Source organism: Neisseria viridiae, assembly GCF_962747995.1.
Classification (GTDB): Bacteria; Pseudomonadota; Gammaproteobacteria; order Burkholderiales; family Neisseriaceae; genus Neisseria; species Neisseria viridiae.
On sequence record NZ_CAUJAJ010000003.1, the window covers coordinates 141,453 to 166,475 of the forward strand.

Consider the following 25,023-nt stretch of genomic DNA (forward strand, 5'->3'; position numbering starts at 1 on the left):
GCCGTCTGAAACCAAATCGGTTTTCAGACGGCATTTCGTTTGGGGATTTATTCTGCTGCGGAAGATTCGGCTGCTTCGGCTTCAACAGACGGCGTTTCGGCGGCAGCTTGGGCGGACTGCTGTTGCAAAGCCTGCTGCACGAAAGGATGGTTTTGCGCGATTGCCTGTTCTTCGGGGGTAACTTCGCCTTTGAAACGGTTGTTCAAATCGAAACGTTTGCCGCCGCGCGCCAAGGCTTTCAGATAGCGCGGACGGCGGCAGTGGTTGGCGAGGACGCGTGCAATAAGTGTAGGATCGTATTGGGGCAGCGCGGTAATCAAGTCTTGGTCGATACCGAGTGCCAACGGTTTAAATCGTTTGAATACATCGTATTTGCCGTAGATATGGTCGGCAATCATTTCTGTCTGTTTCTTTTTGCTCATGGTTTGGACCGCAGATTTCAGTGCCGCGCCCAAAGCGGTTTCTTGTATCATTTCAGTTGCATTCCTCTAAACAAACCCGTGCGTCAAGGCTGCACGGCAATGCTTGGTATTCTATTATAAAGTCTGTGTTTTGGCTAAATTTTTATTTGTTTGAAAGGGTAATGTCGGGCGTATTAACCTGAACGTCGGCATTTTGCGCGCGATGGCGCAGGGCGTGGTCGATGAGGACTAATGCGAGCATGGCTTCTGCAATCGGCGCGGCGCGCAGTCCGACGCAGGGGTCGTGTCTGCCGTGGGTGGCGAGTTCGACGGGGTCGCCGTTGATGTCGATACTGCGGCGCGGTGTGGCAATGGAGCTGGTGGGTTTGATGGCGATATTGACGCGGATGTTTTGTCCGGTGCTGATGCCGCCGAGGATGCCGCCCGAATGGTTGGACAGGAAGCCTTGCGGGGTCAGTTCGTCGCCGTGTTCGCTGCCGCGTTGGACAACGCTGCCGAAGCCTGCGCCGATTTCCACGCCTTTGACGGCGTTGATGCCCATCATGGCATAGGCGATTTCGGCATCGAGGCGGTCAAAAACGGGTTCGCCCAAGCCGACGGGGACGTTGGCGGCTTCGATATGCAGCTTCGCGCCGACGGAATCCAAGGATTTGCGCACGCCGTCCATATAGTTTTCCAGCTCGGCAATTTGGCTTTGGTTGGCGGCAAAAAAAGGATTTTGGGAAATGTGTTCGTAGCCTTCAAACTGAATTTCTTTTTCGCCGACTTGGGTAACGTAGGCGGTGATTTCCGTGCCGAATTTTTCTTTCAGCCATTTTTTGGCGACGGCTCCTGCGGCAACGCGGGCGGCGGTTTCGCGGGCGGAGCTTCTGCCGCCGCCGCGGTAGTCGCGCGTGCCGTATTTGTGCCAATAGGTATAGTCGGCGTGGCCGGGGCGGAAACTTTGGGCGATGTTGCCGTAGTCTTTGCTGCGCTGGTCGGTGTTGCGGATTAAGAGGGCGATGGGGGTGCCGGTGGTTTTGCCTTCGAAGACGCCGGAGAGGATTTCGACTTGGTCGGCTTCGCGGCGTTGGGTAACGTGGCGGCTGGTGCCGGGTTTGCGCCGGTCGAGGTCGGCTTGGATGTCTGATTCGTTCAATGCCAGTCCGGGCGGGCAGCCGTCGATGATGCAGCCCAAACCTGCGCCGTGGCTTTCGCCGAAAGTGGTAACGGTGAAGAGTTGTCCGAAAGTGTTGCCTGCCATATTTTCCCTCTGTCGGCGGTATGTTGGAGACGGCGGATTTTAGCATAAAAGCCGGCGGGAAACGGTTTATATGCCGGTAAAGGGGTTGCGTATTTTGCAGTGAATCGGCTTATAATCCGGTCTGATTTTTCAGGATAGCGATATGAGCGACTACACGCAGCAGCTTCAAGATAAAAAAGACTACCTTAAAACCCTTTTTGCAGGTTTGGATGTTCCTGAGTGGGAAGTGTATGAATCTCCGGACAAACATTACCGTATGCGTGCCGAGTTCCGTATTTGGCACGAAGGCGGGGAAATGTTTTATGCCATGTTTGAAAAAGGACAAAAGGCTAGCGGGGCAAGCCTGATCCGTTGCGACCGCTTCGATGCTGCTTCAGAGGCAGTCAACTGCCTGATGCCCGAATTGATTGCCGTTGCCGCCCAATCTGCCGAACTGAGAAACCGTTGGTATGCCGTTGAATTTCTGTCCACGCTCAGTGGCGAAATGCTGGTTACCATGATTTACCACAAAAAACTCGGCGACGCATGGCAACAGGCGGCGCAAGCATTACAGCAACAGTTGGGCATCGCCGTTATCGGACGGAGCAGGGGGCAGAAAATCGTTTTAAAACAGGACTATGTAACGGAAACTTTGAAGGTCGGCAACCGGGATTTCCGTTATCGGCAAATTGAAGGCGGTTTTACCCAACCGAATGCCGCCGTGTGTCAGAAAATGCTTGAATGGGCCTGCGGTGCAGCAGAAGGATTAGATGGGGATTTGCTCGAACTATATTGCGGAAACGGCAATTTCACACTGCCGCTGTCCCGATATTTCCGACAGGTTTTGGCAACCGAGATTTCCAAAACTTCAGTAGGCGCAGCGCAATGGAATATTGAGGCAAACGGGATAGGCAACATCAAAATCGCCCGTCTGTCTGCCGAAGAATTTACCGAAGCCTATACCGGCAAACGTGAGTTTACACGCCTTAAGGAGGGCGGTATTGCTTTGACGGATTATGCATTTTCCACTATTTTCGTTGATCCGCCACGTGCCGGTATCGATGAGAAAACTTTGAAGTTGGTGTTGCAGTTTGACAATATCATCTACATTTCCTGTAATCCTGAAACGCTGCGTGCTAATTTGGACATCTTGGCGGAAACCCATACGGTCGAACGTGCCGCCCTGTTCGACCAATTTCCGTTTACGCACCATATCGAAAGCGGCGTACTGTTGAAAAAGAAAATCCTTGGAAAAAGCAAAAGGTAAGGACTATGTACCGACACATCGAATACTATCCCGGCGACCCGATTTTGAGTTTGGTCGAAACCTTCAAAAACGACCCGCGACCTGAAAAAGTCAATTTGAGCATAGGCATTTATTTCGACGACGAAGGCAAGATGCCCGTATTGGAATCCGTGAGCAGAGCCGAAACCGCCCGCGCCGTCACGCCTGCGCCGTCGCCCTATCTGCCGATGGAAGGCTTAGACACTTACCGCAGCGCGGTGCAGCATTTATTGTTCGGCAAAGACAACCCCGCGCTCGCACAAGGACGCATCGTTACCGTGCAAACTTTGGGCGGCTCGGGCGCGCTCAAAGTCGGGGCGGATTTCCTGCACCGCTGGTTTCCCGAAGCGCGCGCCTACGTCAGCGACCCGACTTGGGACAACCATCGCGGCATTTTTGAAGGCGCAGGTTTCGAGGTCGGCACTTATCCTTATTACGACCCCGCCACCGTCGGCGTGAAATTCGACGAAATGACCGCGTTTTTCAACACCCTGCCCGAAAACAGCGTCTTGATCCTACACCCCTGCTGCCACAACCCGACCGGCGTGGATATGTCGGAACAGCAATGGGACGAGGTGTTGCACATCATCAAAAGGCGCAAACTGATTCCGTTTATGGACATTGCCTACCAAGGATTCGGCGGCGATTTGGACAGCGATGCCTACGCCATCCGCAAAGCGGTGGAAATGGAATTGCCCTTGTTCGTCAGCAATTCCTTCTCGAAAAACCTGTCGCTCTACGGCGAGCGCGTCGGCGGCCTGAGCGTGGTTTGCCCGAATAAAGAAGAAGCGGAATTGGTGTTCGGACAACTCAAATTCATCGTCCGCCGCATCTACTCCAGCCCGCCCGCACACGGCGCGTATCTCACTGCCAATGTGATGAACAGCTCCGAACTTTACGCTTTGTGGCAAAACGAAGTCTATGTCATGCGCAACCGCATCCGCGCCATGCGACAGAAACTTTACGATGTCTTAACTGCGCAAATCCCCGATCGCGATTTCACTTATTTCATCAAACAGCGCGGCATGTTCAGCTACACGGGGTTGAGCGTGGAACAAGTCCGCAGGTTGCGCGACGAATTTGCCGTTTACCTGCTGGATTCGGGCAGGATGTGCGTTGCCGGACTGAATGCTTCGAATATCGCCTATGTTGCCGATGCGTTTGCCGAAGTATTGAAATAAGAATTTGAAGTAAATCAAAAGGCCGTCTGAAAAATATTTATCTTTCAGACGGCCTCTTTATAATTGGCGCACCCAACAGGGATCGAACCTGTGACCTCCAGCTTCGGAAACTGACACTCTTCCAACTGAGCTATGGGTGCGGAAAACGTAAGATTAACGTAAATTCTGCAAATTGGCAAAGTTTATCTTGAGACGTCAGGCTGATGCGCGGGGTATGAGGGATATTTGTTTGGGGATAAGCAAGTATTTTCAATGGATTATTTGCTTAAAAGAGACGCTGCCTGTGATTTTTTACATATTTTCAATGATAGTGATTGGAAAGACCCTGTGAATTCAGTATAATCCAGCAAAATATTGTTAATTGCGTTTAACATACCAAACTATAATTTACAGCACAACCTAACCTGACGGCGAGGCCTACCAAATGAAACAACTCCGCGACAATAAAGCCCAAGGCTCTGCACTGTTTACCCTTGTGAGCGGTATCGTTATTGTTATTGCAGTTCTTTATTTCCTGATTAAGCTGGCGGGCAGCGGCTCGTTCGGTGATGTCGATGCCACTACGGAGGCGGCAACGCAGACCCGTATCCAGCCCGTCGGACAATTGACGATGGGCGACGGTATTCCTGTTGGCGAACGCCAGGGCGAACAGATTTTCAATAAAATCTGTATCCAATGCCACGCGGCGGACAGCAATGTGCCGAACGCTCCGAAACTGGAACACAATGGCGACTGGGCGCCGCGTATCGCGCAAGGCTTCGATACTTTGTTCCAACATGCGCTTAACGGGTTTAATGCCATGCCGGCAAAAGGCGGCGCGGCAGACCTGACCGATCAGGAACTCAAACGGGCGATTGCCTACATGGCGAATAAAAGCGGAGGTTCTTTCCCGAATCCGGATGAGGCTGCGCCTGCCGACAATGCCGCTTCAGGAACAGCTTCTGCTCCTGCCGATAATGCAGCTCCGGCGGAAGCGAAGGCAGAAGACAAAGGTGCTGCCGCACCTGCAGCCGGTGTAGACGGCAAGAAAGTTTTTGAAGCAAACTGTCAGGCATGCCATGGCGGAGCGATTCCAGGTATCCCCGGCATAGGTAAAAAAGACGATTGGGCTCCCCGCATCAAACAAGGTAAGGAAACCTTGCATAAACACGCCCTTGAAGGCTTTAACGCGATGCCTGCCAAAGGCGGCAATGCAGGTTTGAGCGATGACGAAGTCAAAGCAGCTGTTGACTATATGGCCAACCAATCCGGTGCGAAATTCTAAATTCGGATTAAAATTTCGGATTAAATAAAAACGGGGCAGGCATCTGCTCCGTTTTTTTATGGGAATTTATAGTGAATTAAATTTAAATCAGGACAAGGCGACGAAGCCGCAGACAGTACAGATAGTACGGAAAGGCGAGGCAACGCTGTACTGGTTTAAATCTAATCCACTATATTTGTTTGCCCGTGTGGAAATGACATCAAAGGGTGCAAATAGGCTTTTCATCTTCGAAATCTGTCTGCCCAATCGGATGAATAAAAAGTAGGATGATAAAAAAGCTGGTGTATGGATATTGGTTTAACTCATTTGTTTTATAGTGGATTAAATTTAAACCAGTATAGCGTTGCCTCGCCTTTCCGTACTATCTGTACTGTCTGCGGCTTCGTCGCCTTGTCCTGATTTAAATTTAATCCACTATAAAGTTATAGTCGAGATATGTGTATCGGTGCAACCGGCCTGCCGTTGACGAAAATGCCGTCTGAAAGTGTTTCAGACGGCATTTGTGTTTCAGCCTTTCAACAGTCAGTCTTCATAATTTTCCATCGGTGGGCAGCTGCACACGAGGTTGCGGTCGCCGTACACGTCGTCCACGCGGTTGACGCTCAGCCAGAATTTGTTTTCGCGCACGAAAGGCAGCGGGAAGACGGCTTCTTCGCGGGAATACGGGTGCGCCCATTCACCGGTTACGTCGGCGGCGGTGTGCGGGGCGTTGACCAGTGGGTTGTCGTCTTTCGGCCATTCGCCGCGTTCGACTTTCAACACTTCCTGTTTGATTTGTTTCAGGGCGGCGATGAAGCGGTCGAGTTCGGCTTTGCTCTCGCTTTCGGTCGGCTCGATCATCAGCGTGCCGGCAACGGGGAAGGAGACGGTCGGGGCGTGGAAGCCGTAGTCCATCAGGCGTTTGGCGATGTCGGTTTCGGTGATGCCGCTTTCAGCTTTGAGCGGACGCAAATCGACGATGCATTCATGCGCGACGCGACCGTTTTTGCCTGTGTAGAGAACGGGATAGTCTTCGCTCAGGCGTTTGGCGACGTAGTTGGCGTTGAGCAATGCCCAGCGTGTTGCCTGCTCCATGCCTTGTTTGCCCATCATGGTCAGGTACATCCAAGTAATCGGCAGGATGGACGCAGAACCGAAGGCGGCAGCAGCAACGGCGGTTTGCCCGGCACTGGCGCTGTGCGTGTCGGTCAGGGTATGGCCTGGGGCAAACGGGGCGAGGTGGGCTTTTAGGCCGATCGGGCCCATGCCCGGGCCGCCGCCGCCGTGGGGGATACAGAAGGTTTTGTGCAGGTTCATATGCAACACGTCCGCGCCGACTTCGGCGGGCTGCATGATGCCGATTTGGGCGTTGAGGTTGGCGCCGTCCATGTAAACCTGTCCGCCGTTTTCATGGATGATGCGGCAGATGTCGCGGATGCCTTCTTCGTACACGCCGTGGGTGGACGGGTAGGTAATCATGATGGCGGACAAGGCGTCGCGGTGTTGTTCAGCTTTGGCTTTCAAATCGTCGATGTTGACGTTGCCGTGTTCATCGGTATCGACGACGACGACTTTCAAACCGAGCATAGCCGCAGTCGCAGGGTTAGTACCGTGGGCGGATTTCGGAATCAGGCAGATGTTGCGGTGTCCCTCGCCGTTGGCTTCCTGATAGCGGCGGATGGACAGCATACCGCTGTATTCGCCCTGCGCGCCGGAGTTGGGCTGGAAGGAAATCGCGTCAAAGCCGGTGATGGCTTTCAGGCTGTTTTCCATATCGGCGAGCAATTCGCGGTAGCCGGCGGTTTGCGCTTCGGGAGCGTAAGGGTGGATGTCGGAGAACTCCGCCCAAGTAATCGGCAACATTTCCGCAGTCGCGTTGAGTTTCATGGTGCAGCTGCCCAATGAAATCATGCTGCGGTTCATCGCCAAGTCGCGGTCTTCGAGTTTTTTCAGGTAGCGCAACATTTCGTGTTCGGTATGGTAACGGTTGAACACGGGATGTTGCAGAATATCGTCCTGACGCAGCAACTCGGCGTTCAGACGGCCTTTGACGTCATCGGCAAATGTAGCCGTATCCTTGCCGGTAAACGCGCGGTACAAATCAACCAAATCTTCGCATGCCGATGTTTCGTGGAATGCAGCCGCAACTTGAGTATCGTTGACACGGCGCAGGTTGTAACCCGACTCTAAAGCAGCGGCAAACACTTGGTCTGCTTTCTCTTTGTTGCCGAAATCGACGGTAACGGTATCGAAGAAGACTTTGTGAACCACATTCAGGCCGTCTGAAACCAGCGCGTCGGCAAAAGCGGAAGCCAGCGCGTGAATGCGGTTGGCAATGCGTTTCACGCCTTCGGGGCCGTGGTAAACGGCGTACATGCCCGCCAAGTTTGCCAGCAATGCTTGTGCGGTACAAATATTGGATGTCGCTTTTTCGCGGCGGATGTGTTGCTCGCGGGTGGACAAAGCCATGCGCAAGGCAGGTTTGCCCGATGCGTCTTTGGATACGCCGATGATGCGGCCTGGGGCGGAACGTTTGAACTCGTCTTTAAAGGCGAAATAAGCAGCGTGCGGACCACCAAAGCCCATCGGTACGCCGAAGCGTTGGGTGTTGCCCAAAGCAATATCTGCGCCCAATTCGGCAGGCGGTTTCAGCAAAACCAAGCTCATGATGTCGGCGGCAACGGCGACAATCGTGCCTTTGGCTTTCAGACGGCCTATGACGCTTTGCAAGTCTTGCACGTCGCCGTCTTTGCCGACGTATTGGAACAGCGCGCCGAAGTATTCGCCTTCATCCGCTTGGGCAAAATCGCCGACCACCAGCTCGAAGCCGAAATATTTGGCGCGGGTTTTCATCACGTCCAAAGTCTGCGGATAAACGCGCGCATCCACAAAGAAACGCCCGGATTTCACTTTGCCCACGCGGTGCGCCATCGCCATTGCTTCGGCGGCGGCGGTCGCTTCGTCCAACAAAGACGCGCCCGCCACGGGGAAACCGGTCAAATCGATACACACTTGTTGGAAGTTCAACAAAGCTTCCAAACGTCCCTGCGCGATTTCCGCCTGATACGGCGTGTAGGCGGTGTACCAGCCCGGATTTTCCAATACGTTGCGCAAAATCACGTTCGGCACGCGGGTTGGGTAATAGCCCAAGCCGATATAGGACTTGTTGATTACGTTTTTCGACGCAATGTTTTTCAATTTCGCCAATGCGTCCGCCTCGGTCAGGGCTTCGGGCAGGTCGAGTTCAGACGGCATACGGATGCTTTGCGGCACGGTGTTGCCGATAAAGTCGTCCATGCTTTGCTCGCCGACAGCGGCAAGCAACGCCGCTTCGTCGCCGAAACTCAAATGGCGCGCGGCAAATTCGTTGGGGTTGAACAGTTCGGACAGTTTCATTTCTACTCCTTCGGGTTTGTAGGGCTGCCATCAGGCAGAATTTTTAGACATCGGATGATTCGGGTAAGGGTAGCACAAAAGACGGGATAATGGCGGACAATGCGCCAGAATGCAGCAGGTCAGGACAAGCAGCACCGCAAGCGGCAGCGATAAGGGAAAGCCGCCGACCAAAACCATGAAACCCTCAAGCACCAGCCAAGCCAAGGGATGCGCCGGAAGCGGAAAAACAATATTGAGCAGAACCAAAATCACGACAAACAGCGGCAGCCCCGCCATCAGGTTGGCACGCCTGTATGTTGCGTACGGGTCGGATGCTTCTTCAGGTTCGCAATATTCCATGATTTCAGCCTGTCCGGGCTTTATCCGCAGCAGGTTCGGACGGTCGGTCATGCCGTCTGAACCGGCAGGCCGTCTTTTTCAAAAAACGCCATACCGCTGCAACTTCATGCGGCTGTATGGCGTAGGTTTTGCATTTCAGACGGCATATGCGTCCCGAAGCAGTTTGGTGTTCCAGTCGGTTCATGATTATATAAACAACTTGGGTGCGGATAAACCTTTGTTTATCTAAACCCCTGTTTTCTCAAAAATCGATTCAAATCTTCGGCAAATTTCCGATAGCCTTTGCCGTTGGCGTGGATTTGGTCGGATTTCAGATTATTATCGCCCAAAATTTCCGCCCACGCGCCGCCGAACAGCGGAATGCCGTATTCCTCGGACAAATCCTCATACAGCGGATGGTCGCTCAAATGCCCGAACAACGCACCCAGTGTGATGTGCGGCACGCCGACGAGGACGGCGGGGATGTTTTCCTTTTGCACGGTTTCGATGATTTTCGCGATATTGGCGCGGGTCTGCTCCTCGGGAACTTTGCGCAGAAAGTCGTTGCCGCCTATGCCGACAATCACAAGCTTGGGTTTGCGTGCCAACAGCGCGGGCAGGCGGTCGAGGGCTTGTGCGGACGTGTCGCCCGATACGCCGCCGTTGACGACGTTCCAACCCGTCAGTTTTTGCAGTTGCGCGGGGTAGGATTCGTCAGGGTTTGCGCCGTAGCCGAAGGTGAGCGAATCGCCCAAGGCAAGTACGGTGCTTCCTTCGGGAATTTTGGCGTGGGTTCGGGCGGATTTTCTGCCGCAGGCGGTAAGAAGCAACGCGCCTGCGCCGAGGAGGAAGGTTCTTCTGTTCATTGGTTTTTCAGACGGCATCGAGCCATTTCGGGTGGTATTTCAGGGTTTCACGGTAAACCGGACAGCTTTCGGCGTGCGCGCCTTTGAGGTGGCCGGTACTCATCAGAAATTCACCGACGATTTCGCCGCCGACAAATTTGAAATGTTTTTTAAAGAGTTTGACCCATTCGTCTTTGCTTCGCGGATGGTGCGCGTCGAGCCAGTTCTTGAACGAGCCGTGTTCTTGTTGCAACGCTTGGATTTGCCGTGCATTGAAAATGGCGGCATCGATTTTCAGGCGGTTGCGGACAATACCCGCATCGGTAAGCAGCCGCTTAATATCGGCTTCGCCAAATGCGGCGACCGTATCGATGTCGAAACCTTCAAATGCCGTCTGAAACGCCTGCCGCTTCTTCAGCATCAGCGTCCAGCTTAATCCTGCCTGATTGATTTCCAACACCAGCCGCTCAAACAATTCATTGTCGTCCTCAATCGGAAAACCGTATTGCGTGTCGTGGTAATGTTTGTTCGGGTTGTCGGTGTTTTTGGGAAGTGAGTCGGCAAATTCGCAATAGTTCACGGTTTACTCGATCATCTGTTGCGCCGCCTGTTTCAGTCCCTGTTCGAGTGCGGCGGTCATGGCGGCGTAGCCGTCACCCTGCTGTTCGGTTTCGATATGGAAGGGTTTGTTCGTGCCGTCGGGTAGGACGGCGTAGCCGCTGATGAGGGTTTTGCCCGTGTAGCTGCCTTGGAATGCGTCGATATAGACCGTCCATTTTTCGGTACTGCCGCTGCGTGAGGCAGGAACAAAGATGCGTGTGCTGTCCAAACGGTTGAATGCATTGCTCAACGCCGCTTCGAGCATATCGTCCAAGGTGCCTGCCCAAACGTGGTTTTGTGCGGTGTTGAGGCGGTAGGGGTCGGTTTGATAGACCAGTCCGCCGCGTTTGAGCGGTTCGGCAAGACGGACTTCGACGGCGGTTTCGCCGCCTTGCGTTGCAGGACGGATGTAGCGGCTGTCGGGCAACACGAAATATTGTGTGCTTTGCACAGTACCGCAGGCGGCAAGTGTCAGGGCGGCGGCAATCGGGAAGAGGCGCATTATCGGCTTCCTTTCGGGATAGGGTCTTTGCTGCTGCTGTTGAAAATCAGCGCGTTGGGTTTTTCTTTCAAAGTATTAATCACGGGTTGAACGTCTTTTAAGGTTTTGTCCAAACTTTGCAGCGTATTTTGTACGTCGCCGTAGATAGGCGATTGAGGCGATACGCCTTGCAGGGTTTGACGCAACTCTTTCAGGGTTTGGTTCAGCTCGTTCGGAATGTTTTGTGTCTGCGGATTGCCGGCCAGTTTGTCGATAGAGCTTAGGGCGGCATTGGCGGATTTGAGTGTGGACTTGAGCTCGGTAAGCGAACCGTTCAAGCCGGCAACGGTTTTATCCAATGGCAGATTGTTGAACTTGTCTAACAAGTCGGCTACTTTTGCCTGCAAGTCGTCCAAACCGCCGCCCCGTGTGGCGATGACGGTATCGCCTGCATAAACGGTGTGCGGTCGCAGCTTGGGCGAGGTGGAAGGCTGATCGTTCAACTCAATCATTTTGCTGCCGGTCAGCAGGTTGTTGCTGGAGATGGTGGCGGTCAGGCCTTTGTTTAAAGCCGTCTGAAATTGTTGTTTCCAATGCTCTTTGCTTTGCTCGTCGGCATTGATTTCCAAGCGGGAAGGCTCGATGCGGATGCGTACGGGTATCCAGCCGTTTTCAAACAGGTGCAGGCTGTCGTTGCGGTCGAAATAAGGAACATCGGAAACCACGCCGACATTCAGCCCTTTGTACTCGACGGGCGAACCGACGGTCAGTCCGCGCACGGATTGTTTGAAAAACGCGGTGTAGTATAGCGAGCGGTCGTCAGGCAGGTTGGCAACTTCGCTGCGGCTGTCGTAAAGCGTGAAGCTGTCTTCGCTTTTGACGTTTTTACTGTTTTTGGTTTTCGGCGAATCAAATGAAATCGCACCCGACAGCAGGACAGGCAGCGGGGCGGAATTGAGTTTGATGCCGCTGCCTGTGGTTTCGATATTGATGCCGCTTTCCAGCCAAAAACGGCTGGCGGAATGAATCAGTTTGTCGTTGGGGCTTTGGATGAAGATGGTGTAATGCACGCTTTGGTCGGACGGGTCGAAATGCGCGCTTTCGATTTGCCCGACCATAAAGTTTTCATACAAAACAGGGCTGTTGACGTTGAGGATGCGGTCGTTTTTACCAATCAAATTCAAGCGCAGCCCGCTTTGCCCGATGGCGGTAACGGGCGGAATGTCCTGCACTTGGAACACGTCTTTTGCCTCGTCGCTTTTGCCGGGTGTAAAAGCGATGTACGAACCCGAAAGCAGCGTACCCAAACCGGTTACGCCGCTTTGGTCGATACGCGGCTTGACCACCCAAAACTGGGTATCGCTGCGGATGAGGCCGGATACGTCCGCATTGAGTTGGGCGGTTACTTCCACGCCTTTTTGGTCGTCGCGCAGTTTGATTCGGGTAACGCGTCCGACATCGATGCTCAATACCTTAATGACCGTATTGTTGACCTCAATGCCTTCCGCGCTGTCCATCAAGAGCGTAACCACAGGCCCCCTGTTGCGGATTTCCTTAATCCACAGCCAGCCACCGGCAATCAGCGCAATCAGCGGGACCAGCCAGACGGCGGAGAGGAAGGTGTTGTTTTTGCGGACGCGTGCTTGAGCGTGTCCGTTTGGAGGAGGGCTGTTGTCAGTCATATTTTTCCGTTTCATTGAAAGCAATGCCGTCTGAAGCGCGTTTGTCCCAAAGCAGGCGCGGGTCGAAATAATAGGCGGACAGCATCGTCAGAATCACGACCAGGCAGAAATAGACTGCCGCACTGCCCGGAATGACGCGCGCGGCATAAGTGTGGAACGAACACATCAAAATAATAATCACAAAAATATCAATCATCGACCAGCGGCCGACCGCTTCGGTGATGCGGTAGAGGTGCGACAATTTCTTTGCGCCCACCGGCAAAGCGAAGCGGGCCGCCGCAATCAAAACCGATATTGCCGCAATCTTCAGCACCGGCACCAAAATACTCGCGCTGAAAATAACCGCCGCAATCAGCCTGTCGCCCTCGTCCCACATATAAGCGATGCCGCTAAGGATGGTGTTGGCCTCCGTGGCGGCAGGATTGGACGAAATCATAATCGGCAGGATATTGGCAGGGAAATACAAAATAACCGCCGCCGTCAGAAACGCCGACGAAATACTCAGACTTTTCGGCCGTCGGCGGTACAGTTCCGCGCCGCACACCCCGCAGGGGGATTCGGCACTGTCGCGGAAATACAGGCAGCGGCTGCAACAGGTTTTGCCTTCCGATGCCGTCTGAACCGCATTATCCCCCGTCAGCTGCCCGATTTGAAAATACACCCAATGCTGGGGAACCGATACCGAAGTCCGAATCAGCATAACCGACAGCGCGAACATCAGATAAAACGCCGACCCGAAGCGAACCTCTGCCACAGACGAGAGCTTGATATACGCCACCAGAGTGGAAACAAAAAACACATCCACCATCATTGCCTGCCTCAAGCGCACCATCACACGCGTTGCCAAACGCAGCGCAGGATACACCCGTTTCCGTATCAGCGCGGCATAGACATACAGGCACAGCAAAAGGAACAGAACCGGCGCGCCGAAGGTCAGCACAAACATCACTTCGGCCAAAAAACCATAATCCTGAAACACCATCAGGCGCATCATCTCGGGCAGCGAAAGGACGGATGCCGCACCCGGTATCCCGACCTCGATATACGTCATACCGTAAGCAAACGCCATCAAAATCAGCGAAGCCGCCGCATAGGCGGGCGGGCCGGAAAAAGGATGGCTGCCCACCCTGAAGAGTTTGTGTCCGCAACGGGGACAGAACGCCGCCTCTCCCCTGTCCAACCGGGGCACATCTGCGCGGCAGCCGCATTCCGGGCAATCTACCGTATGCGGCGGCAGGGCTTCGTCGCGGCAGCTGCCGCGAAGGCTGTGGGGGATATTTTCGGCAAACGGCTTCATCGGGAAAGTGGCAAATATAAGTGGCGGCATTATAAAGGAAAAAAGGCGATACACCCAATCAGGATGCAAAACCGGCAGGTTCGGCAGTATGAACAAACCCTTGGTGTCCGGCAAAAATATTTTTTGAGCGGCTGCCCCTCCGGCCGGCAAGCCTATTTGATAAAACCCCGATTTTGTAAATAATCGTAAAATACCCGCTTAAAAATATAACGCAAATGATATTTTTTCCAAAAATATGTGATAATAAATTTCGTTTATGATTCTTTATTATTTTTATAGTGGATTAACAAAAATCAGGACAAGGCGGCGAAGCCGCAGACAGTACAAATAGTACGGAATCGATTCACTTGGTGCTTCAGCACCTTAGAGAATCGTTCTCTTTGAGCTAAGGCGAGGCAACGCCATACTGGTTTTTGTTAATCCACTATATATGCGGGCAAGTGCGGATTTTGCCCGCCCCGCATCCTTATCCCTTACCGACAAAGGAAAACTTATGAGCGAAACCGAAAACCAAGCCCTGACGTTTGCCAAACGCCTGAAGGCGGATACCACGGCGGTTCACGACAGCGTGGACAATCTCGTTATGTCCGTCGAACCGTTTGTCAGCAAAGAAAACTACATTAAATTTTTGAAACTCCAATCCGTTTTCCACAAGGCTGTCGATCATATCTATAAAGATGCCGAATTGAACAAAGCCATTCCCGAACTGGAATATATGGCGCGATACGATGCCGTAACGCAAGACCTTGCAGATTTGGGCGACAAACCTTACGAATACGGCAAACCGCTGCCGCATGAAACCGGCAACAAAGCAATCGGCTGGCTTTATTGCGCCGAAGGATCCAATTTGGGCGCGGCGTTTTTGTTCAAACACGCCCAAAAACTCGATTACAACGGCGAACACGGCGCACGCCACCTCGCACCGCATCCCGACGGGCGCGGCAAACACTGGCGCGCCTTCGTCGAGCATCTGAACGCTTTGAACCTGACTCCCGAAGCTGAAGCGGAAGCCATCCAAGGCGCACGCGAAGCCTTTGCATTCTACAAAGTCGTGTTGCGCGAAACCTTCGGCTTGGCAGCCGATGCCGAAGCCCCCGAAGGAATGATGCCGCACAGGCACTAAAAAATAATCGAATCAAATAAACAAGGTCTCGGCATAGCTGTTTGCAGGGACCTTTAATTACACGGCGCGGCTTTGTTTGCATGGATTACTGTCTTATTAAATATTAATGATTATCAGAAAATCTATTATGCGCTAACCGACGGATGAACAATCCATACATCTTGAGTTGATAATATGAAACCATTACAAATGCTCCCTATCGCCGCGCTGGTCGGCAGTATTTTCGGCAATCCGGTCTTTGCGGCAGATGAAGCTGCAACTGAAACCACACCCGTTAAGGCAGAGGTAAAAGCAGTGCGCGTTAAAGGTCAGCACAATGCATCTACCACTGTGGAACGAGTAAAGGCTAAAACCATTCAAGAGCAAATGATTCGGGATACACGCGATTTGGTGCGTTATTCATCAGATGTCGGTGTATCCGATGATGGCCGCCGTATGAAAGGCTTTGCCATGCGCGGGGTAGAAGACAACCGTGTCGGTATCAGTATCGACGGTGTGGCATTGCCCAGTTCGGAAGAAAATTCACTTTATGCACGTTACGGCAACTTCAATAATTCCCGTTTAAGCATCGATACCGAGTTGGTTAAGGGTGTGGATATTACGAAAGGTGCGGATTCATTTGAAAGCGGCAGCGGTTCTTTAGGTGGCAATGTGAACTACCGCACGCTTGATGCACGGGATATTGTTTTGCCGGAACAAAATTTCGGCGCACTTCTACGCAGCGGTTACGCAAGTAAAAACAGAGAGTGGGCGAATACCGCAGGTTTCGGCTATGCGGGCAATGTTTTTGATGCAGTGGTTTTGTATTCCCGCCGACACGGGCATGAAATGAAAAGCGGGGGGGGGGGATGTCGTTGATCTTGTAGGGTTTGGTGAATTGGATAAGCAGGATCAGGCAGAGCGCGGATCGGCACGCATTCATCCAGATCCGTCCAAACACAATAATCGCAGTTATTTGGTGAAATTAGGCTGGCAACCGACCGACTCTCACCGTTTCGGCTTTTCTGTTAATGGACAAAATAACAGCAATTACACTTATGAAAAAACTTATTCCCTGACAAGTTATTGGCGGGAGGCGGATGATATACAGAAACGCACCAATATCAACCTGAACCACGAGTGGACACCTGCATCTTCCGTTCTTTCTTTGTTGCGTACGGATTTGGACTATCAGAAAACCCGCAATGGGGCGATAAACTATAAAGGTGATATGGTTCGTACCGGAGACTGGCGCATAGGTTATCAGTATCACAACGGCTTTATGGCTGATAGAGACGAACGGAATATGGATACCAAATACAAGCGTTTATCTTTCCGTTTGGACAGCCAGCCTTTTTCACTGTGGAAAGGGGAGCACAGATTATCGTTTAAGACTTTTGCCAGTCGCCGCGACTTTGAAAATGTAAATGATGATTTGGATTTTAATTCAACAGGCAATATAACCGACCGTAAACATTACACCATTATACGTCCGATGAAGACGGATCAAATCGGTTTTTCATTGCAGGATAAAATCGCTTTTGGCGATAAGTTCTCTGTAAATGCAGGCGTGCGCTACGACCATGAGAAGGTAAAACCGCAGGCTTTCAAGCCGGATACGCCTTGTCTGAGTACCTGTGTTAATGACGGCAATCCGGCTGCAAGAAGTTTTAATACATGGAACGGCGTTTTAGGTTTGGACTACCGCTTTAATGATACTTGGCGTGCTGCTTACCAAATCAATACGGGGCATCGCGTACCGACAGCATCGGAAATGTATTTTACTTATACCAGCGTGTATGGCCACTGGATAGCGAATCCGTCGCTGAAAGCCGAACGCAGCCTGAATCAAACATTGTCGCTGCATGGTAAAAACGACAAGGGGTCTTTGGATTTCAGCCTGTATCAAACCCGTTACCGTAATTTCCTGTTTGAAGAAGAACATACCTTCCAAGTTCCCAATCCATTTGCTGGTGATGATTATGCTTGTTATACGGATCCGACCTATTGCGGTGCTACGCTTACCCAAATCGGTCAGCAAATGGTCAATGTCGATAAAGCAAGGGTGAGGGGAATTGAATTTAAAGGCGAGATAAACCTGCATCAAGTAATGTCCGTGCCGGAAGGTTTCAAATTATCCGGCGCATTGGGTTACAGCAAAGGCAAATTGTCCGGCGATCGCGGCAGTATGCTGTCCATCCAGCCGCTGAAGTTGGTGCTTGGATTGGATTATGAATCTCCAGACGAGCGTTGGGGTATTTTCTCCCGTGTCAGCTATATGGGCAGGAAAAAAGCCAAAGATGCCCAAGTAATTGAACAAAAGAGCTATTGCACAAGCTATAAGCTCGATCCTTGGACAGGTGAGGAAACAAATGATTGTGCTGTTGCCTTGCAGTATCGTGACGATAAAATCGACTTCCGTTGGTTGAATAAAGCGGCAACTGTTGTGGATGTATTCGGCTACTACAAACCGGTAAAACGTATGACTTTACGGGCGGGCGTTTATAATCTGTTTAACCGGAAATACCATACTTGGGACAGCTTGCGCGGCATCAATCCGAGATCGACTATTAACTCTTTAAGCGTATCGAATACTAAATCAGCAAATCAGGGTTTGGAACGCTACTACGCCCCCGGCCGCAACTACGCCGTATCGCTGGAATGGAAGTTTTAATCTAGTATTATTGGATTAATTGTCTTGTTGGAAATTAAAGCCGTCCGAATTGTGTTCAGGAACTAATTCGGACGGCTTTTTACCGTAAATCTGTGTGATGGGGTTTTATATTGATACAGTATCCAAACTCGGGCAGGGGGTAATGTTGCAGGATTAAAAATGCCGTCTGAAAAATGTTTCAGACGGCATTTTTTGATTGCCGATATGTTAACGGACGACATTGGCGCGCATGACCACGCGGACGTGGAACGAGCCTGTCTGACAGTCGTATTGCCCGCCTTGCAGCGGTTGCTTGTCGAAGTAGCTGTGGAAGCCGGTAACACTGCGCCCGCCGAGTTTGCCTGCGGTCTGTTGGAATTTGCGGGCGGCATTGATTAGGGCGCGTTCGCAGGCTTCGGAGTCGGATTTGCCAACGCCGTTTGCCGCCTGACGGGTAACCAAGCCCTGACCGTTTGCAACAGGTACGCCACCGCCCCCGAAGCTGACGGGAATCCCGGATTCCAATACACCGCCTGCAATGGCTGCATTTATGGCCGCCTGACCGTTGCTGCAACGGTAAATGATGTTTTTGCCGCTTCCTGCGGTGTCTCCGCGGATGACTTTGCATGATTCTCCGGCCGGTGTGCCGGCGGATGCCGTGTGTGCGTTTTTAGGTGCGCTGCTGGATTGGCAGGCTGCCAGCATCAGGGCGGCGGCAGAGAGTATGAAGATTTTTTTCATGTCGGATGTCCTTGTTTGCTGTGGGAAATCATTAGCATTGTACCGTAAGATTCAACAAAATGCCGTCTGAAAACGGGTTTCAGACGGCATTGTGGCTCAGGGGTTCAATACGCGTGCGATAAGGGCTTTTTCTTTGCCCCGCATATTTGGGATTTTGACCTGAATGCCGTTGCCCGGGGCAACATCGACAGGTTGGTCTTTGCGGGTCATTTGTTCCAATTTGATGGTTTGGTTGCCGCTCGGGTGGATGATTTCGAGCGAATCGCCGACGGCGAAGCGGTTTTTGACTTCGATGGTCGCCCAGCCATTTTCGTCGATTTCGGTAACGTGTCCGACGTATTGGCTTTGTTTGGCGGTGGAATGGCCGCTGAGGTAGTTTTGATAGTCTTGGGTTTGGTGGCGCTCGAGGAAGCCGCTGGTGTAGCCGCGGTTGGCGAGGCCTTCGAGTTCGCTCAACAGGCTGTAATCAAACGGACGGCCTGCGACGGCATCATCAATCGCTTTGCGGTAGGACTGGGCGACGCGTGCAACATAATAGAGCGACTTGGTGCGGCCTTCGACTTTGAGGCTGTCCACGCCGATTTTGGCGAGTTTTTCGACGACTTCGATGCCGCGCAGGTCTTTGGAATTCATGATGTAGGTGCCGTGTTCGTCTTCCATAATCGGCATCATTTCGCCCGGGCGGTTGGACTCTTCAATCAGGAAAACTTTGTCGGCGTAGGGATGGCGTTTTTGACCGTTGATGCCTTCAAAGTTTTGGTTGGCTTCTTCTTGGGCTTTTTCAAAGTTGAAACCTTGCAGAAGCTGGGCGTCGCCTGCATCGCTTTCCGTGGCGTTGTGAACCTTGTAGTCCCAACGGCAGGAGTTGGTGCAAGTGCCTTGGTTGGGGTCGCGGTGGTTGAAATAACCCGACAACAGGCAGCGGCCGGAGTAGGCGATACACAATGCGCCGTGAATGAAGACTTCGAGTTCGATGTCGGGACATTCTTGGCGGATTTCGGCGATTTCTTCCATGCTCAATTCGCGCGACAGGATGATGCGTTCGACGCCGATTTTCTGCCAGAATTTCACGCCCCAGTAGTTGGTGGTGTTGGCTTGTACGGACAGGTGGATCGGCATTTCCGGCCATTTTTCGCGCACGGTCATAATCAAACCCGGATCCGCCATAATCAGCGCGTCGGGTTTCATGGCAATCAAGGGCTCCATGTCGGAAACGAAGGTTTTAAGTTTGGAATTGTGCGGCAGCGTATTGACGGTCAAAAAGAATTTTTTGTTGCGCTCGTGCGCTTCTTTAATGCCTTGTTCTAAAACATCAAGTTTGGCAAATTCGTTGTTGCGGGCGCGCAGGGAATAACGCGGGCTGCCGGCGTAAACGGCATCTGCGCCGTAGTCGTAGGCGGCGCGCATACGTTCGAGACCGCCTGCTGGCAATAAGAGTTCGGGTGCTTTCATCGTGTTTCCTTTTCGGTTGAAACCCCGCCCTTTGGGGCGGTAGAATCAGACTTTATTTGGGAGGGGCGTAACCCTTTCCGAATCAGGGCAACACATAGGGCGACGCTTTATGTGTCGTCCTGTGTGTTGAAACATGATTTGTGTGCTTTGTAAAAATGTTTCAGACGGCATTGCTGCAAATGCCGTCTGAAGGGTGTTTGAAGATGGGCGGATTATCCGCCTTTTCGTGTTCGTGGTCAATTTTGCCGGGAAATTTATAAGGATTTATCAAGTATTTGCCTGCTTGGGATACAATGCGGCAGTTTGAATGCGAGAGAGAATGTGATGAATCCCAAAATCGTGTTTTTCGACATTGACGATACGCTGTACCGAAAATATACGGATACCTTGCGCCCTTCCGTGAAAACGGCGGTGGCGGCTTTGCGCGGCAAAGGTATATTGACGGCGTTGGCAACGGGGCGGTCTTTGGCGACGATTCCCGAAAAGGTCAGGGACATGATGGCGGAAACGGGTATGGATGCCGTGGTAACGATAAACGGACAGTTTGCGCTGCTGCACGGAAAAACTGTGCGCGAAGTACCGATGGATGCCGGTTTGATGGGCAGGGTTTGCGCGCATTTGGATGGCTTGGGCATGGATTATGCGTTTGTCGGCGGAGAGGGGATCGCCGTGTCCGCGCTGTCGGAATGCGTGTGCCGCGCCTTGAAGCATATCGCCAGCGATTTTTTTGCCGATAAGGATTATTTCTCAAGCAAACCGGTGTATCAGATGCTGGTGTTTGCGGAGGAAAACGAAATGCCGCTCTGGTCGGATATTGTGGAACAGGAAGGCTTGAAAACGGTGCGCTGGCATGAGGAAGCGGTCGATCTGCTGCCTGCGGGAATGTCGAAAACAGACGGCATCAGAAGCGTGGTTGGGGCATTGGGTTTGGAAATGGCGGATGTGATGGCGTTCGGCGATGGTTTGAACGATGTGGAAATGCTGTCTGAAGTCGGGTTCGGCGTGGCAATGGGCAACGGGGAACAGGCGGCGAAAGAGGCGGCGAAATATGTTTGCCCCAGCGTTGATGAAGACGGCGTGTTGAGGGGCTTGCAAGATTTGGGCGTGATTTGAACGCATAATAACAACCCTGCCGGTTTCAGACGGCAGGGTCGGTTTTCAGCCCTTCATGCAGCCTTCGTTTTGAAGCAGGGTAAATAAGGGCGCGCCGCTTGCACGGATATTCTTGCCGCCTTGAAGGTCGGTAAATTCCAAAATGGCGGCGGCTTCGACAATTTCTCCGCCGAGTTTGCGGATCAGTTCCAGCCCGGCAAGCATCGTGCCGCCCGTGGCAACCAAATCATCGACCAACAGCACGCGCGAACCGGGTTTGACGGCATCGGTGTGGATTTCCACCGCCGCTTCCCCGTATTCGAGCGCGTAGCTTTGCGATACGGTTTCAAAAGGCAGCTTGCCTTTTTTGCGGATGGGGACGAAGCCGACGTTGAGCTGGTAGGCGAGTGCCGCGCCGATAATGAAGCCGCGCGCGTCCAAGCCGGCAACGATGTCGATTTTCTGATCCATATAGCGGTAAACCAGCAAATCGACCAAAAGGCGGAAGTATTCCGCGCTTTGCAGGACGGGCGTGATGTCGTGGAATAAGATGCCTTTTTGCGGCCAGTTTTCGATTTTGCGGATTTTGTCGGCAAGCGTGCCGACACTCATAGCTTCGGGATGAACCAGCATTGCGTGTTCCATGTTTGATGTTTTTAACGCCATATTGTAGCCGTCAGCCTGCCGCTTGCCAAATCAATCAAAACAATAGCGGCAAAATATGGGCATCGGCAAATAGGAAACCGAGTGTCCGTTGTGATACAATCGGCTGGAAAATATACAGGTAAAAAATATGTCCGCTTATCGAAAAGGCAACATCTTTATCATTTCGGCCGCTTCCGGCACGGGCAAAACCACGCTGGTGTCGCGGCTGTTGGCAAACCATAACGGTTTGCGCGTTTCCGTGTCGCACACGACGCGCCCGCCGCGTGAAGGCGAAGCAAACGGCGTACATTATCACTTTGTTTCCAAAGAAGAGTTTGAGTCGCTTATCGCGCAGGAGGCTTTTTTGGAATACGCAGACGTATTTGGCAACTATTACGGCACAAGCGCGGAGGGCGTGAATGCGTTGGCGGCGGCAGGCTATGACGTGATTTTGGAAATCGACGTTCAGGGCGCGGCTCAGGTTCGCGACGCGCTGCCCGAAGCCGTCGGCATCTTTATCCTGCCGCCTTCTTTCGACGTACTTGCCGCGCGCCTCAACGGACGCGGGACGGACAGTCGGGAAGTTATCCAAAGGAGGCTGTCGAAGGCAAGGCATGAAATCGAACAGTCCGTGTTATTCGATTATGTCGTGGTTAACGACGACTTGGCGCGGGCGGAGGAAGATTTGCTCCATATTGTGAATGCCTGCCGTCTGAAAAGGTCGCGGCAACTGGGATTTATTGCAGATTTGTTGGAAAATTCCTAAAAAACCGCGAAAATACCCGGTTTCCCATTTTAAATATTTTTGAAAGAAAGCAAATAATATGGCACGTATTACCACCGAAGACTGTACCGGAAAAATTTCCAACCATTTTGACCTGACATTGGTAGCGGCCCGCCGCGCCCGCCAGCTTGAGAACGGCAACACGCCGCTTGTGGACGATGTCCGCAATAACAAACCGACCGTTACCGCCTTAAGGGAAATCGCCGCCGGGCATATCGGTACGGAACTGCTGACGCGCAATAAATAAATCCTGCCGGAAACGCACGCCGGAACACTTTGCCGCCGTGCAGTCCGACGGTTTGAAATGAAAAACACATACATCCCGAAAGCCGTCTGAAATGCCCGCCCCCCAACCTTCCGCCCCTTATGATCCCCTGACCGCCGAAGCGCGTGCCCTGCTTTTCCATACCGCCTCCTACCTCAAGCCCGAGGAACAGGCGGAGCTTGAAAAAGCCGTCGCCTATGCGTTTCGCGCCCACGACGGGCAAACCCGAAAAAGCGGGGAGCCCTACATCACGCACCCGATTGCCGTTGCAACGCAGCTTGCCCTTTGGCATATGGACATACAGGGTCTTTGTGCAGGCGTGATGCACGACGTATTGGAAGATACGGGCGTAACAAAAGGGGAAATGGCGGCGGTGTTCGGCAATACGGTTGCCGAGATGGTGGACGGTCTGTCCAAACTCGAGAAACTCAAATTTGAAGATCATGCAGAGCATCAGGCGGAGAGTTTCCGCAAACTGATTTTGGCAATGACCAAAGATGTACGCGTGATTGTCGTCAAACTTGCCGACCGCCTGCACAATATGCGGACACTCGGTTCGATGCGTCCCGACAAGCGTCGCCGTATTGCAAAAGAAACCCTTGAAATCTACGCACAGATTGCCAACCGCATAGGTCTGAATAATGCGTATCGGGAGCTTCAGGATTTATCGTTCCAAAACCTGCATCCCAACCGCTACGAGACTTTAAAAAAAGCGATGGACAAGAGCCGGAAGAACAGGCAGGACGTTGTCGGCAAAGTCTTGCGCGCATTCGGTCAGCGGCTGGTAGGTGCGAATATAGAGGCCAAAATCAAAGGCAGGGAAAAAAACCTGTACGGTATCCATCAGAAAATGATGGCGAAAAAGCTGCGCTTTGCCGAGGTTATGGATATTTACGGTTTCCGCGTCATTGTCAACAGCATTCCCGCCTGTTATGCCGCACTCGGCGCATTGCACACCCTCTATCAGCCCAAGCCCGGGCGGTTCAAAGACTATATCGCCATTCCGAAAAGCAACGGTTATCAAAGCCTGCATACGACTTTGGTCGGGCCTTACGGCTTGCCGATTGAAGTTCAGATACGCACGCGGGAAATGGATGCCGTGGCGGAAGGCGGTATCGCCGGCCATTGGAGCTATAAATCAGATTCCCAAACGGTCGATCAGGCGGTGCTGCATACCAATCAATGGTTGAAAAACATTTTAGATTTGCAGGCAAGCAGTGCCAATGCCATTGAGTTTCTCGAACACGTCAAAGTCGATTTGTTCCCGAACGAAATCTACATCCTTACGCCAAAAGGAAAAATCCTAACTTTGCCCAAAGGGGCAACGCCTGTCGATTTTGCTTATGCGGTACATACCGACATCGGGCATAAAACCGTTGCCGCGCGTGTCAATAATGTGATGATGCCGCTGCGTACGAAGCTCAAAACCGGCGATTCTGTTGAAATCATCACATCCGAACACGCCAAACCCAATCCCGCGTGGTTGAATTTCGCCGTGTCAGGCAGGGCGCGCAGTGCCATACGCCAATATATTAAAAACCTTAACCGGCACGATGCGGTCGTTTTGGGAGAGAACCTCTTACAAAAAGCCCTGTCCAGTTTGCTGCCCAAAGATGTCCTGCTTTCAGACGGCATCAAAGAAAAATACCTTGCCGATCTCAACGATAAACAGACTTCATTTGAGGAAGTGCTGTACAACGTCGGTATGGGGCATACCCTGCCTGTTTATGTCGCCATGCATATTGCCGAACTGGCAGGAAAGCATTTCGGTAGCGAGGTCAGGCTCAGTTCCATTAAAGTCGATGGGCAGGAAAGCGGACATATCCATTTTGCAGAGTGCTGCCATCCGGTTCCCGGTGATTCCATCCGTTTGTTGTTGGTTAAGGGAAAAGGCATGATTATCCATAGGGATACATGCCCAACGTTGTTAAAGTCCGATCCCGAACAGCAGCTGGATGCAGACTGGGAAAATATGAACGGGCAGAACTACCGTGTCGGGCTTCAGGTCCAATCGGAAGACAGCCACGGCCTGTTGGCATTAATGGCGCAAGCTATTTCCGATTCCGGTGCGGACATCGAATCGGTCGAAACACCGTCCAAATCCCAGTCGGGAACGGAAGGTTTTGTCGAATTCAAATTCTTATTGAAAGTTAAAAATCTGAATCAATTGAATCAGATTATTCAAAATCTGCACAGTATCCCATATATCCGCAAAGTCATCAGAAGTTGAAGCAGGTAAAACGGGTTGAGACCTTTGCAAAATCCCCCAAAATCCCCTAAATTCCCACCAAGACATTTAGGGGATTTCCCATGAGCA

21 protein-coding genes, 1 tRNA gene and 2 pseudogenes are annotated in these 25,023 nt (G+C 52.2%); 11 read left to right on the plus strand and 13 right to left on the minus strand.

The annotated features are described in order from the left end of the window. Positions 1-47: 47 nt before the first annotated feature. Together Q9J79_RS03475 and aroC are read right to left on the minus strand one after the other, a co-directional pair. Positions 48-473 (minus strand): ProQ/FINO family protein, encoded by a 426-nt coding sequence (locus Q9J79_RS03475; protein ID WP_065826249.1) that lies wholly within the window; start codon positions 471-473, stop codon positions 48-50. Between the two features lie 91 nt (positions 474-564). After that, positions 565-1,665, minus strand: coding sequence for a chorismate synthase (aroC, locus tag Q9J79_RS03480; RefSeq protein ID WP_301912240.1), 1,101 nt, complete (start codon positions 1,663-1,665; stop codon positions 565-567). A gap of 142 nt (positions 1,666-1,807) precedes the next feature. Between aroC and trmA the strand changes: the two genes are divergently transcribed. Beyond that, the gene (trmA, locus tag Q9J79_RS03485) at positions 1,808-2,911 is read left to right on the plus strand and encodes a tRNA (uridine(54)-C5)-methyltransferase TrmA (protein ID WP_301912239.1); all 1,104 of its coding nucleotides are present in this window, start codon (positions 1,808-1,810) and stop codon (positions 2,909-2,911) included. A gap of 5 nt (positions 2,912-2,916) precedes the next feature. Further along, entirely contained in the window at positions 2,917-4,110 is a 1,194-nt protein-coding gene (locus Q9J79_RS03490) for an amino acid aminotransferase (RefSeq protein ID WP_301912238.1), read from the plus strand. A gap of 64 nt (positions 4,111-4,174) precedes the next feature. Here Q9J79_RS03490 and Q9J79_RS03495 read toward each other — a convergent pair. Next, positions 4,175-4,250 (minus strand) — tRNA-Arg (locus Q9J79_RS03495). Positions 4,251-4,534: 284 nt separating this feature from the next. Between Q9J79_RS03495 and Q9J79_RS03500 the strand changes: the two genes are divergently transcribed. Both Q9J79_RS03500 and Q9J79_RS03505 read left to right on the plus strand, forming a co-directional pair. Then, positions 4,535-5,374: a c-type cytochrome gene (locus tag Q9J79_RS03500; RefSeq protein ID WP_301912237.1), complete on the plus strand. Its 840-nt coding sequence runs from the start codon at positions 4,535-4,537 to the stop codon at positions 5,372-5,374. A 67-nt stretch (positions 5,375-5,441) separates the two neighbouring features. Beyond that, a pseudogene (locus tag Q9J79_RS03505) lies at positions 5,442-5,552 on the plus strand (IS5/IS1182 family transposase); the annotation flags it as partial. A gap of 344 nt (positions 5,553-5,896) precedes the next feature. Here the strand turns inward: Q9J79_RS03505 and gcvP are convergent. After that, positions 5,897-8,749 carry an aminomethyl-transferring glycine dehydrogenase gene (gene gcvP / locus Q9J79_RS03515; RefSeq protein ID WP_301912236.1) on the minus strand — a complete coding sequence of 951 codons (2,853 nt, stop codon included), beginning with the start codon at positions 8,747-8,749 and terminating at the stop codon, positions 5,897-5,899. Positions 8,750-8,779: 30 nt separating this feature from the next. Then, positions 8,780-9,139, minus strand: coding sequence for a hypothetical protein (locus Q9J79_RS03520; RefSeq protein WP_301912235.1), 360 nt, complete (start codon positions 9,137-9,139; stop codon positions 8,780-8,782). Here Q9J79_RS03520 and Q9J79_RS03525 point away from each other — a divergent pair. After that, positions 9,138-9,317, plus strand: coding sequence for a citrate (Si)-synthase (locus Q9J79_RS03525; protein WP_257392115.1), 180 nt, complete (start codon positions 9,138-9,140; stop codon positions 9,315-9,317). The two genes, Q9J79_RS03520 and Q9J79_RS03525, sit on opposite strands and share 2 nt — an antisense overlap. On the opposite strand, the gene Q9J79_RS03530 is transcribed toward Q9J79_RS03525, so the two are convergent. The 5 genes from Q9J79_RS03530 to Q9J79_RS03550 are packed head-to-tail and all read right to left on the minus strand — an operon-like array spanning position 9,310 to position 14,002. Further along, positions 9,310-9,951: an arylesterase gene (locus Q9J79_RS03530; protein ID WP_301912234.1), complete on the minus strand. Its 642-nt coding sequence runs from the start codon at positions 9,949-9,951 to the stop codon at positions 9,310-9,312. The two genes, Q9J79_RS03525 and Q9J79_RS03530, sit on opposite strands and share 8 nt — an antisense overlap. Beyond that, complete coding sequence (locus Q9J79_RS03535) at positions 9,941-10,492, minus strand: DNA-3-methyladenine glycosylase I (RefSeq protein WP_301912233.1); 552 nt, start codon at positions 10,490-10,492, stop codon at positions 9,941-9,943. The genes Q9J79_RS03530 and Q9J79_RS03535 overlap by 11 nt, the downstream gene beginning before the upstream one ends. Before the next feature lie 3 nt (positions 10,493-10,495). Then, entirely contained in the window at positions 10,496-11,014 is a 519-nt protein-coding gene (locus Q9J79_RS03540) for a PqiC family protein (RefSeq protein WP_301912232.1), read from the minus strand. After that, complete coding sequence (pqiB, locus tag Q9J79_RS03545; RefSeq protein ID WP_301912231.1) at positions 11,014-12,675, minus strand: intermembrane transport protein PqiB; 1,662 nt, start codon at positions 12,673-12,675, stop codon at positions 11,014-11,016. The genes Q9J79_RS03540 and pqiB overlap by 1 nt, the downstream gene beginning before the upstream one ends. Continuing rightward, positions 12,668-14,002 carry a paraquat-inducible protein A gene (locus Q9J79_RS03550; protein WP_301912229.1) on the minus strand — a complete coding sequence of 445 codons (1,335 nt, stop codon included), beginning with the start codon at positions 14,000-14,002 and terminating at the stop codon, positions 12,668-12,670. Before Q9J79_RS03550 ends, pqiB begins: the two co-directional genes overlap by 8 nt. Before the next feature lie 463 nt (positions 14,003-14,465). On the opposite strand from Q9J79_RS03550, the gene Q9J79_RS03555 reads away from it, so the two are divergent. Beyond that, entirely contained in the window at positions 14,466-15,095 is a 630-nt protein-coding gene (locus tag Q9J79_RS03555) for a biliverdin-producing heme oxygenase (RefSeq protein WP_118820191.1), read from the plus strand. Positions 15,096-15,269: 174 nt separating this feature from the next. Further along, positions 15,270-17,748: pseudogene (locus Q9J79_RS03565) on the plus strand (TonB-dependent hemoglobin/transferrin/lactoferrin family receptor). A gap of 207 nt (positions 17,749-17,955) precedes the next feature. On the opposite strand, the gene Q9J79_RS03570 reads toward Q9J79_RS03565, so the two are convergent. Next, on the minus strand, positions 17,956-18,468 hold the full coding sequence (locus Q9J79_RS03570) for an excinuclease (protein WP_439787647.1): 513 nt from the start codon (positions 18,466-18,468) through the stop codon (positions 17,956-17,958). 96 nt (positions 18,469-18,564) lie between these two features. After that, complete coding sequence (trhP, locus tag Q9J79_RS03575; protein WP_301912227.1) at positions 18,565-19,920, minus strand: prephenate-dependent tRNA uridine(34) hydroxylase TrhP; 1,356 nt, start codon at positions 19,918-19,920, stop codon at positions 18,565-18,567. Between the two features lie 324 nt (positions 19,921-20,244). On the opposite strand from trhP, the gene Q9J79_RS03580 reads away from it, so the two are divergent. Next, the gene (locus Q9J79_RS03580) at positions 20,245-21,033 is read left to right on the plus strand and encodes a Cof-type HAD-IIB family hydrolase (protein ID WP_301912226.1); all 789 of its coding nucleotides are present in this window, start codon (positions 20,245-20,247) and stop codon (positions 21,031-21,033) included. A 45-nt stretch (positions 21,034-21,078) separates the two neighbouring features. Here the strand turns inward: Q9J79_RS03580 and Q9J79_RS03585 are convergent, their stop codons facing one another. Continuing rightward, positions 21,079-21,678: an adenine phosphoribosyltransferase gene (locus tag Q9J79_RS03585; RefSeq protein WP_301912225.1), complete on the minus strand. Its 600-nt coding sequence runs from the start codon at positions 21,676-21,678 to the stop codon at positions 21,079-21,081. A gap of 127 nt (positions 21,679-21,805) precedes the next feature. On the opposite strand from Q9J79_RS03585, the gene gmk reads away from it, so the two are divergent. From gmk to Q9J79_RS03600, 3 genes are all read left to right on the plus strand, one after another. After that, a complete protein-coding gene (gmk, locus tag Q9J79_RS03590; RefSeq protein WP_301912224.1) occupies positions 21,806-22,423 on the plus strand; it encodes a guanylate kinase in 618 nt (205 codons plus the stop codon). 58 nt (positions 22,424-22,481) lie between these two features. Next, positions 22,482-22,688: a DNA-directed RNA polymerase subunit omega gene (rpoZ, locus tag Q9J79_RS03595; RefSeq protein WP_002212665.1), complete on the plus strand. Its 207-nt coding sequence runs from the start codon at positions 22,482-22,484 to the stop codon at positions 22,686-22,688. A 91-nt stretch (positions 22,689-22,779) separates the two neighbouring features. Then, complete coding sequence (locus Q9J79_RS03600) at positions 22,780-24,936, plus strand: RelA/SpoT family protein (RefSeq protein ID WP_301912223.1); 2,157 nt, start codon at positions 22,780-22,782, stop codon at positions 24,934-24,936. Positions 24,937-25,023 lie beyond the last annotated feature (87 nt).

Bases quoted from the DNA above. Each gene is read 5' to 3' on its own strand.
- Q9J79_RS03475 (WP_065826249.1), bottom strand. From the start codon at position 473: ATGATACAAGAAACCGCTTTGGGCGCGGCACTGAAATCTGCGGTCCAA.
- aroC (WP_301912240.1), bottom strand. From the start codon at position 1,665: ATGGCAGGCAACACTTTCGGACAACTCTTCACCGTTACCACTTTCGGC.
- trmA (WP_301912239.1), top strand. From the start codon at position 1,808: ATGAGCGACTACACGCAGCAGCTTCAAGATAAAAAAGACTACCTTAAA.
- Q9J79_RS03490 (WP_301912238.1), top strand. From the start codon at position 2,917: ATGTACCGACACATCGAATACTATCCCGGCGACCCGATTTTGAGTTTG.
- Q9J79_RS03500 (WP_301912237.1), top strand. From the start codon at position 4,535: ATGAAACAACTCCGCGACAATAAAGCCCAAGGCTCTGCACTGTTTACC.
- gcvP (WP_301912236.1), bottom strand. From the start codon at position 8,749: ATGAAACTGTCCGAACTGTTCAACCCCAACGAATTTGCCGCGCGCCAT.
- Q9J79_RS03525 (WP_257392115.1), top strand. From the start codon at position 9,138: ATGCCGTCTGAACCGGCAGGCCGTCTTTTTCAAAAAACGCCATACCGC.
- Q9J79_RS03520 (WP_301912235.1), bottom strand. From the start codon at position 9,139: ATGACCGACCGTCCGAACCTGCTGCGGATAAAGCCCGGACAGGCTGAA.
- Q9J79_RS03530 (WP_301912234.1), bottom strand. From the start codon at position 9,951: ATGCCGTCTGAAAAACCAATGAACAGAAGAACCTTCCTCCTCGGCGCA.
- Q9J79_RS03540 (WP_301912232.1), bottom strand. From the start codon at position 11,014: ATGCGCCTCTTCCCGATTGCCGCCGCCCTGACACTTGCCGCCTGCGGT.
- pqiB (WP_301912231.1), bottom strand. From the start codon at position 12,675: ATGACTGACAACAGCCCTCCTCCAAACGGACACGCTCAAGCACGCGTC.
- Q9J79_RS03550 (WP_301912229.1), bottom strand. From the start codon at position 14,002: ATGCCGCCACTTATATTTGCCACTTTCCCGATGAAGCCGTTTGCCGAA.
- Q9J79_RS03555 (WP_118820191.1), top strand. From the start codon at position 14,466: ATGAGCGAAACCGAAAACCAAGCCCTGACGTTTGCCAAACGCCTGAAG.
- Q9J79_RS03570 (WP_439787647.1), bottom strand. From the start codon at position 18,468: ATGAAAAAAATCTTCATACTCTCTGCCGCCGCCCTGATGCTGGCAGCC.
- trhP (WP_301912227.1), bottom strand. From the start codon at position 19,920: ATGAAAGCACCCGAACTCTTATTGCCAGCAGGCGGTCTCGAACGTATG.
- Q9J79_RS03580 (WP_301912226.1), top strand. From the start codon at position 20,245: ATGAATCCCAAAATCGTGTTTTTCGACATTGACGATACGCTGTACCGA.
- Q9J79_RS03585 (WP_301912225.1), bottom strand. From the start codon at position 21,678: ATGGCGTTAAAAACATCAAACATGGAACACGCAATGCTGGTTCATCCC.
- gmk (WP_301912224.1), top strand. From the start codon at position 21,806: ATGTCCGCTTATCGAAAAGGCAACATCTTTATCATTTCGGCCGCTTCC.
- rpoZ (WP_002212665.1), top strand. From the start codon at position 22,482: ATGGCACGTATTACCACCGAAGACTGTACCGGAAAAATTTCCAACCAT.
- Q9J79_RS03600 (WP_301912223.1), top strand. From the start codon at position 22,780: ATGCCCGCCCCCCAACCTTCCGCCCCTTATGATCCCCTGACCGCCGAA.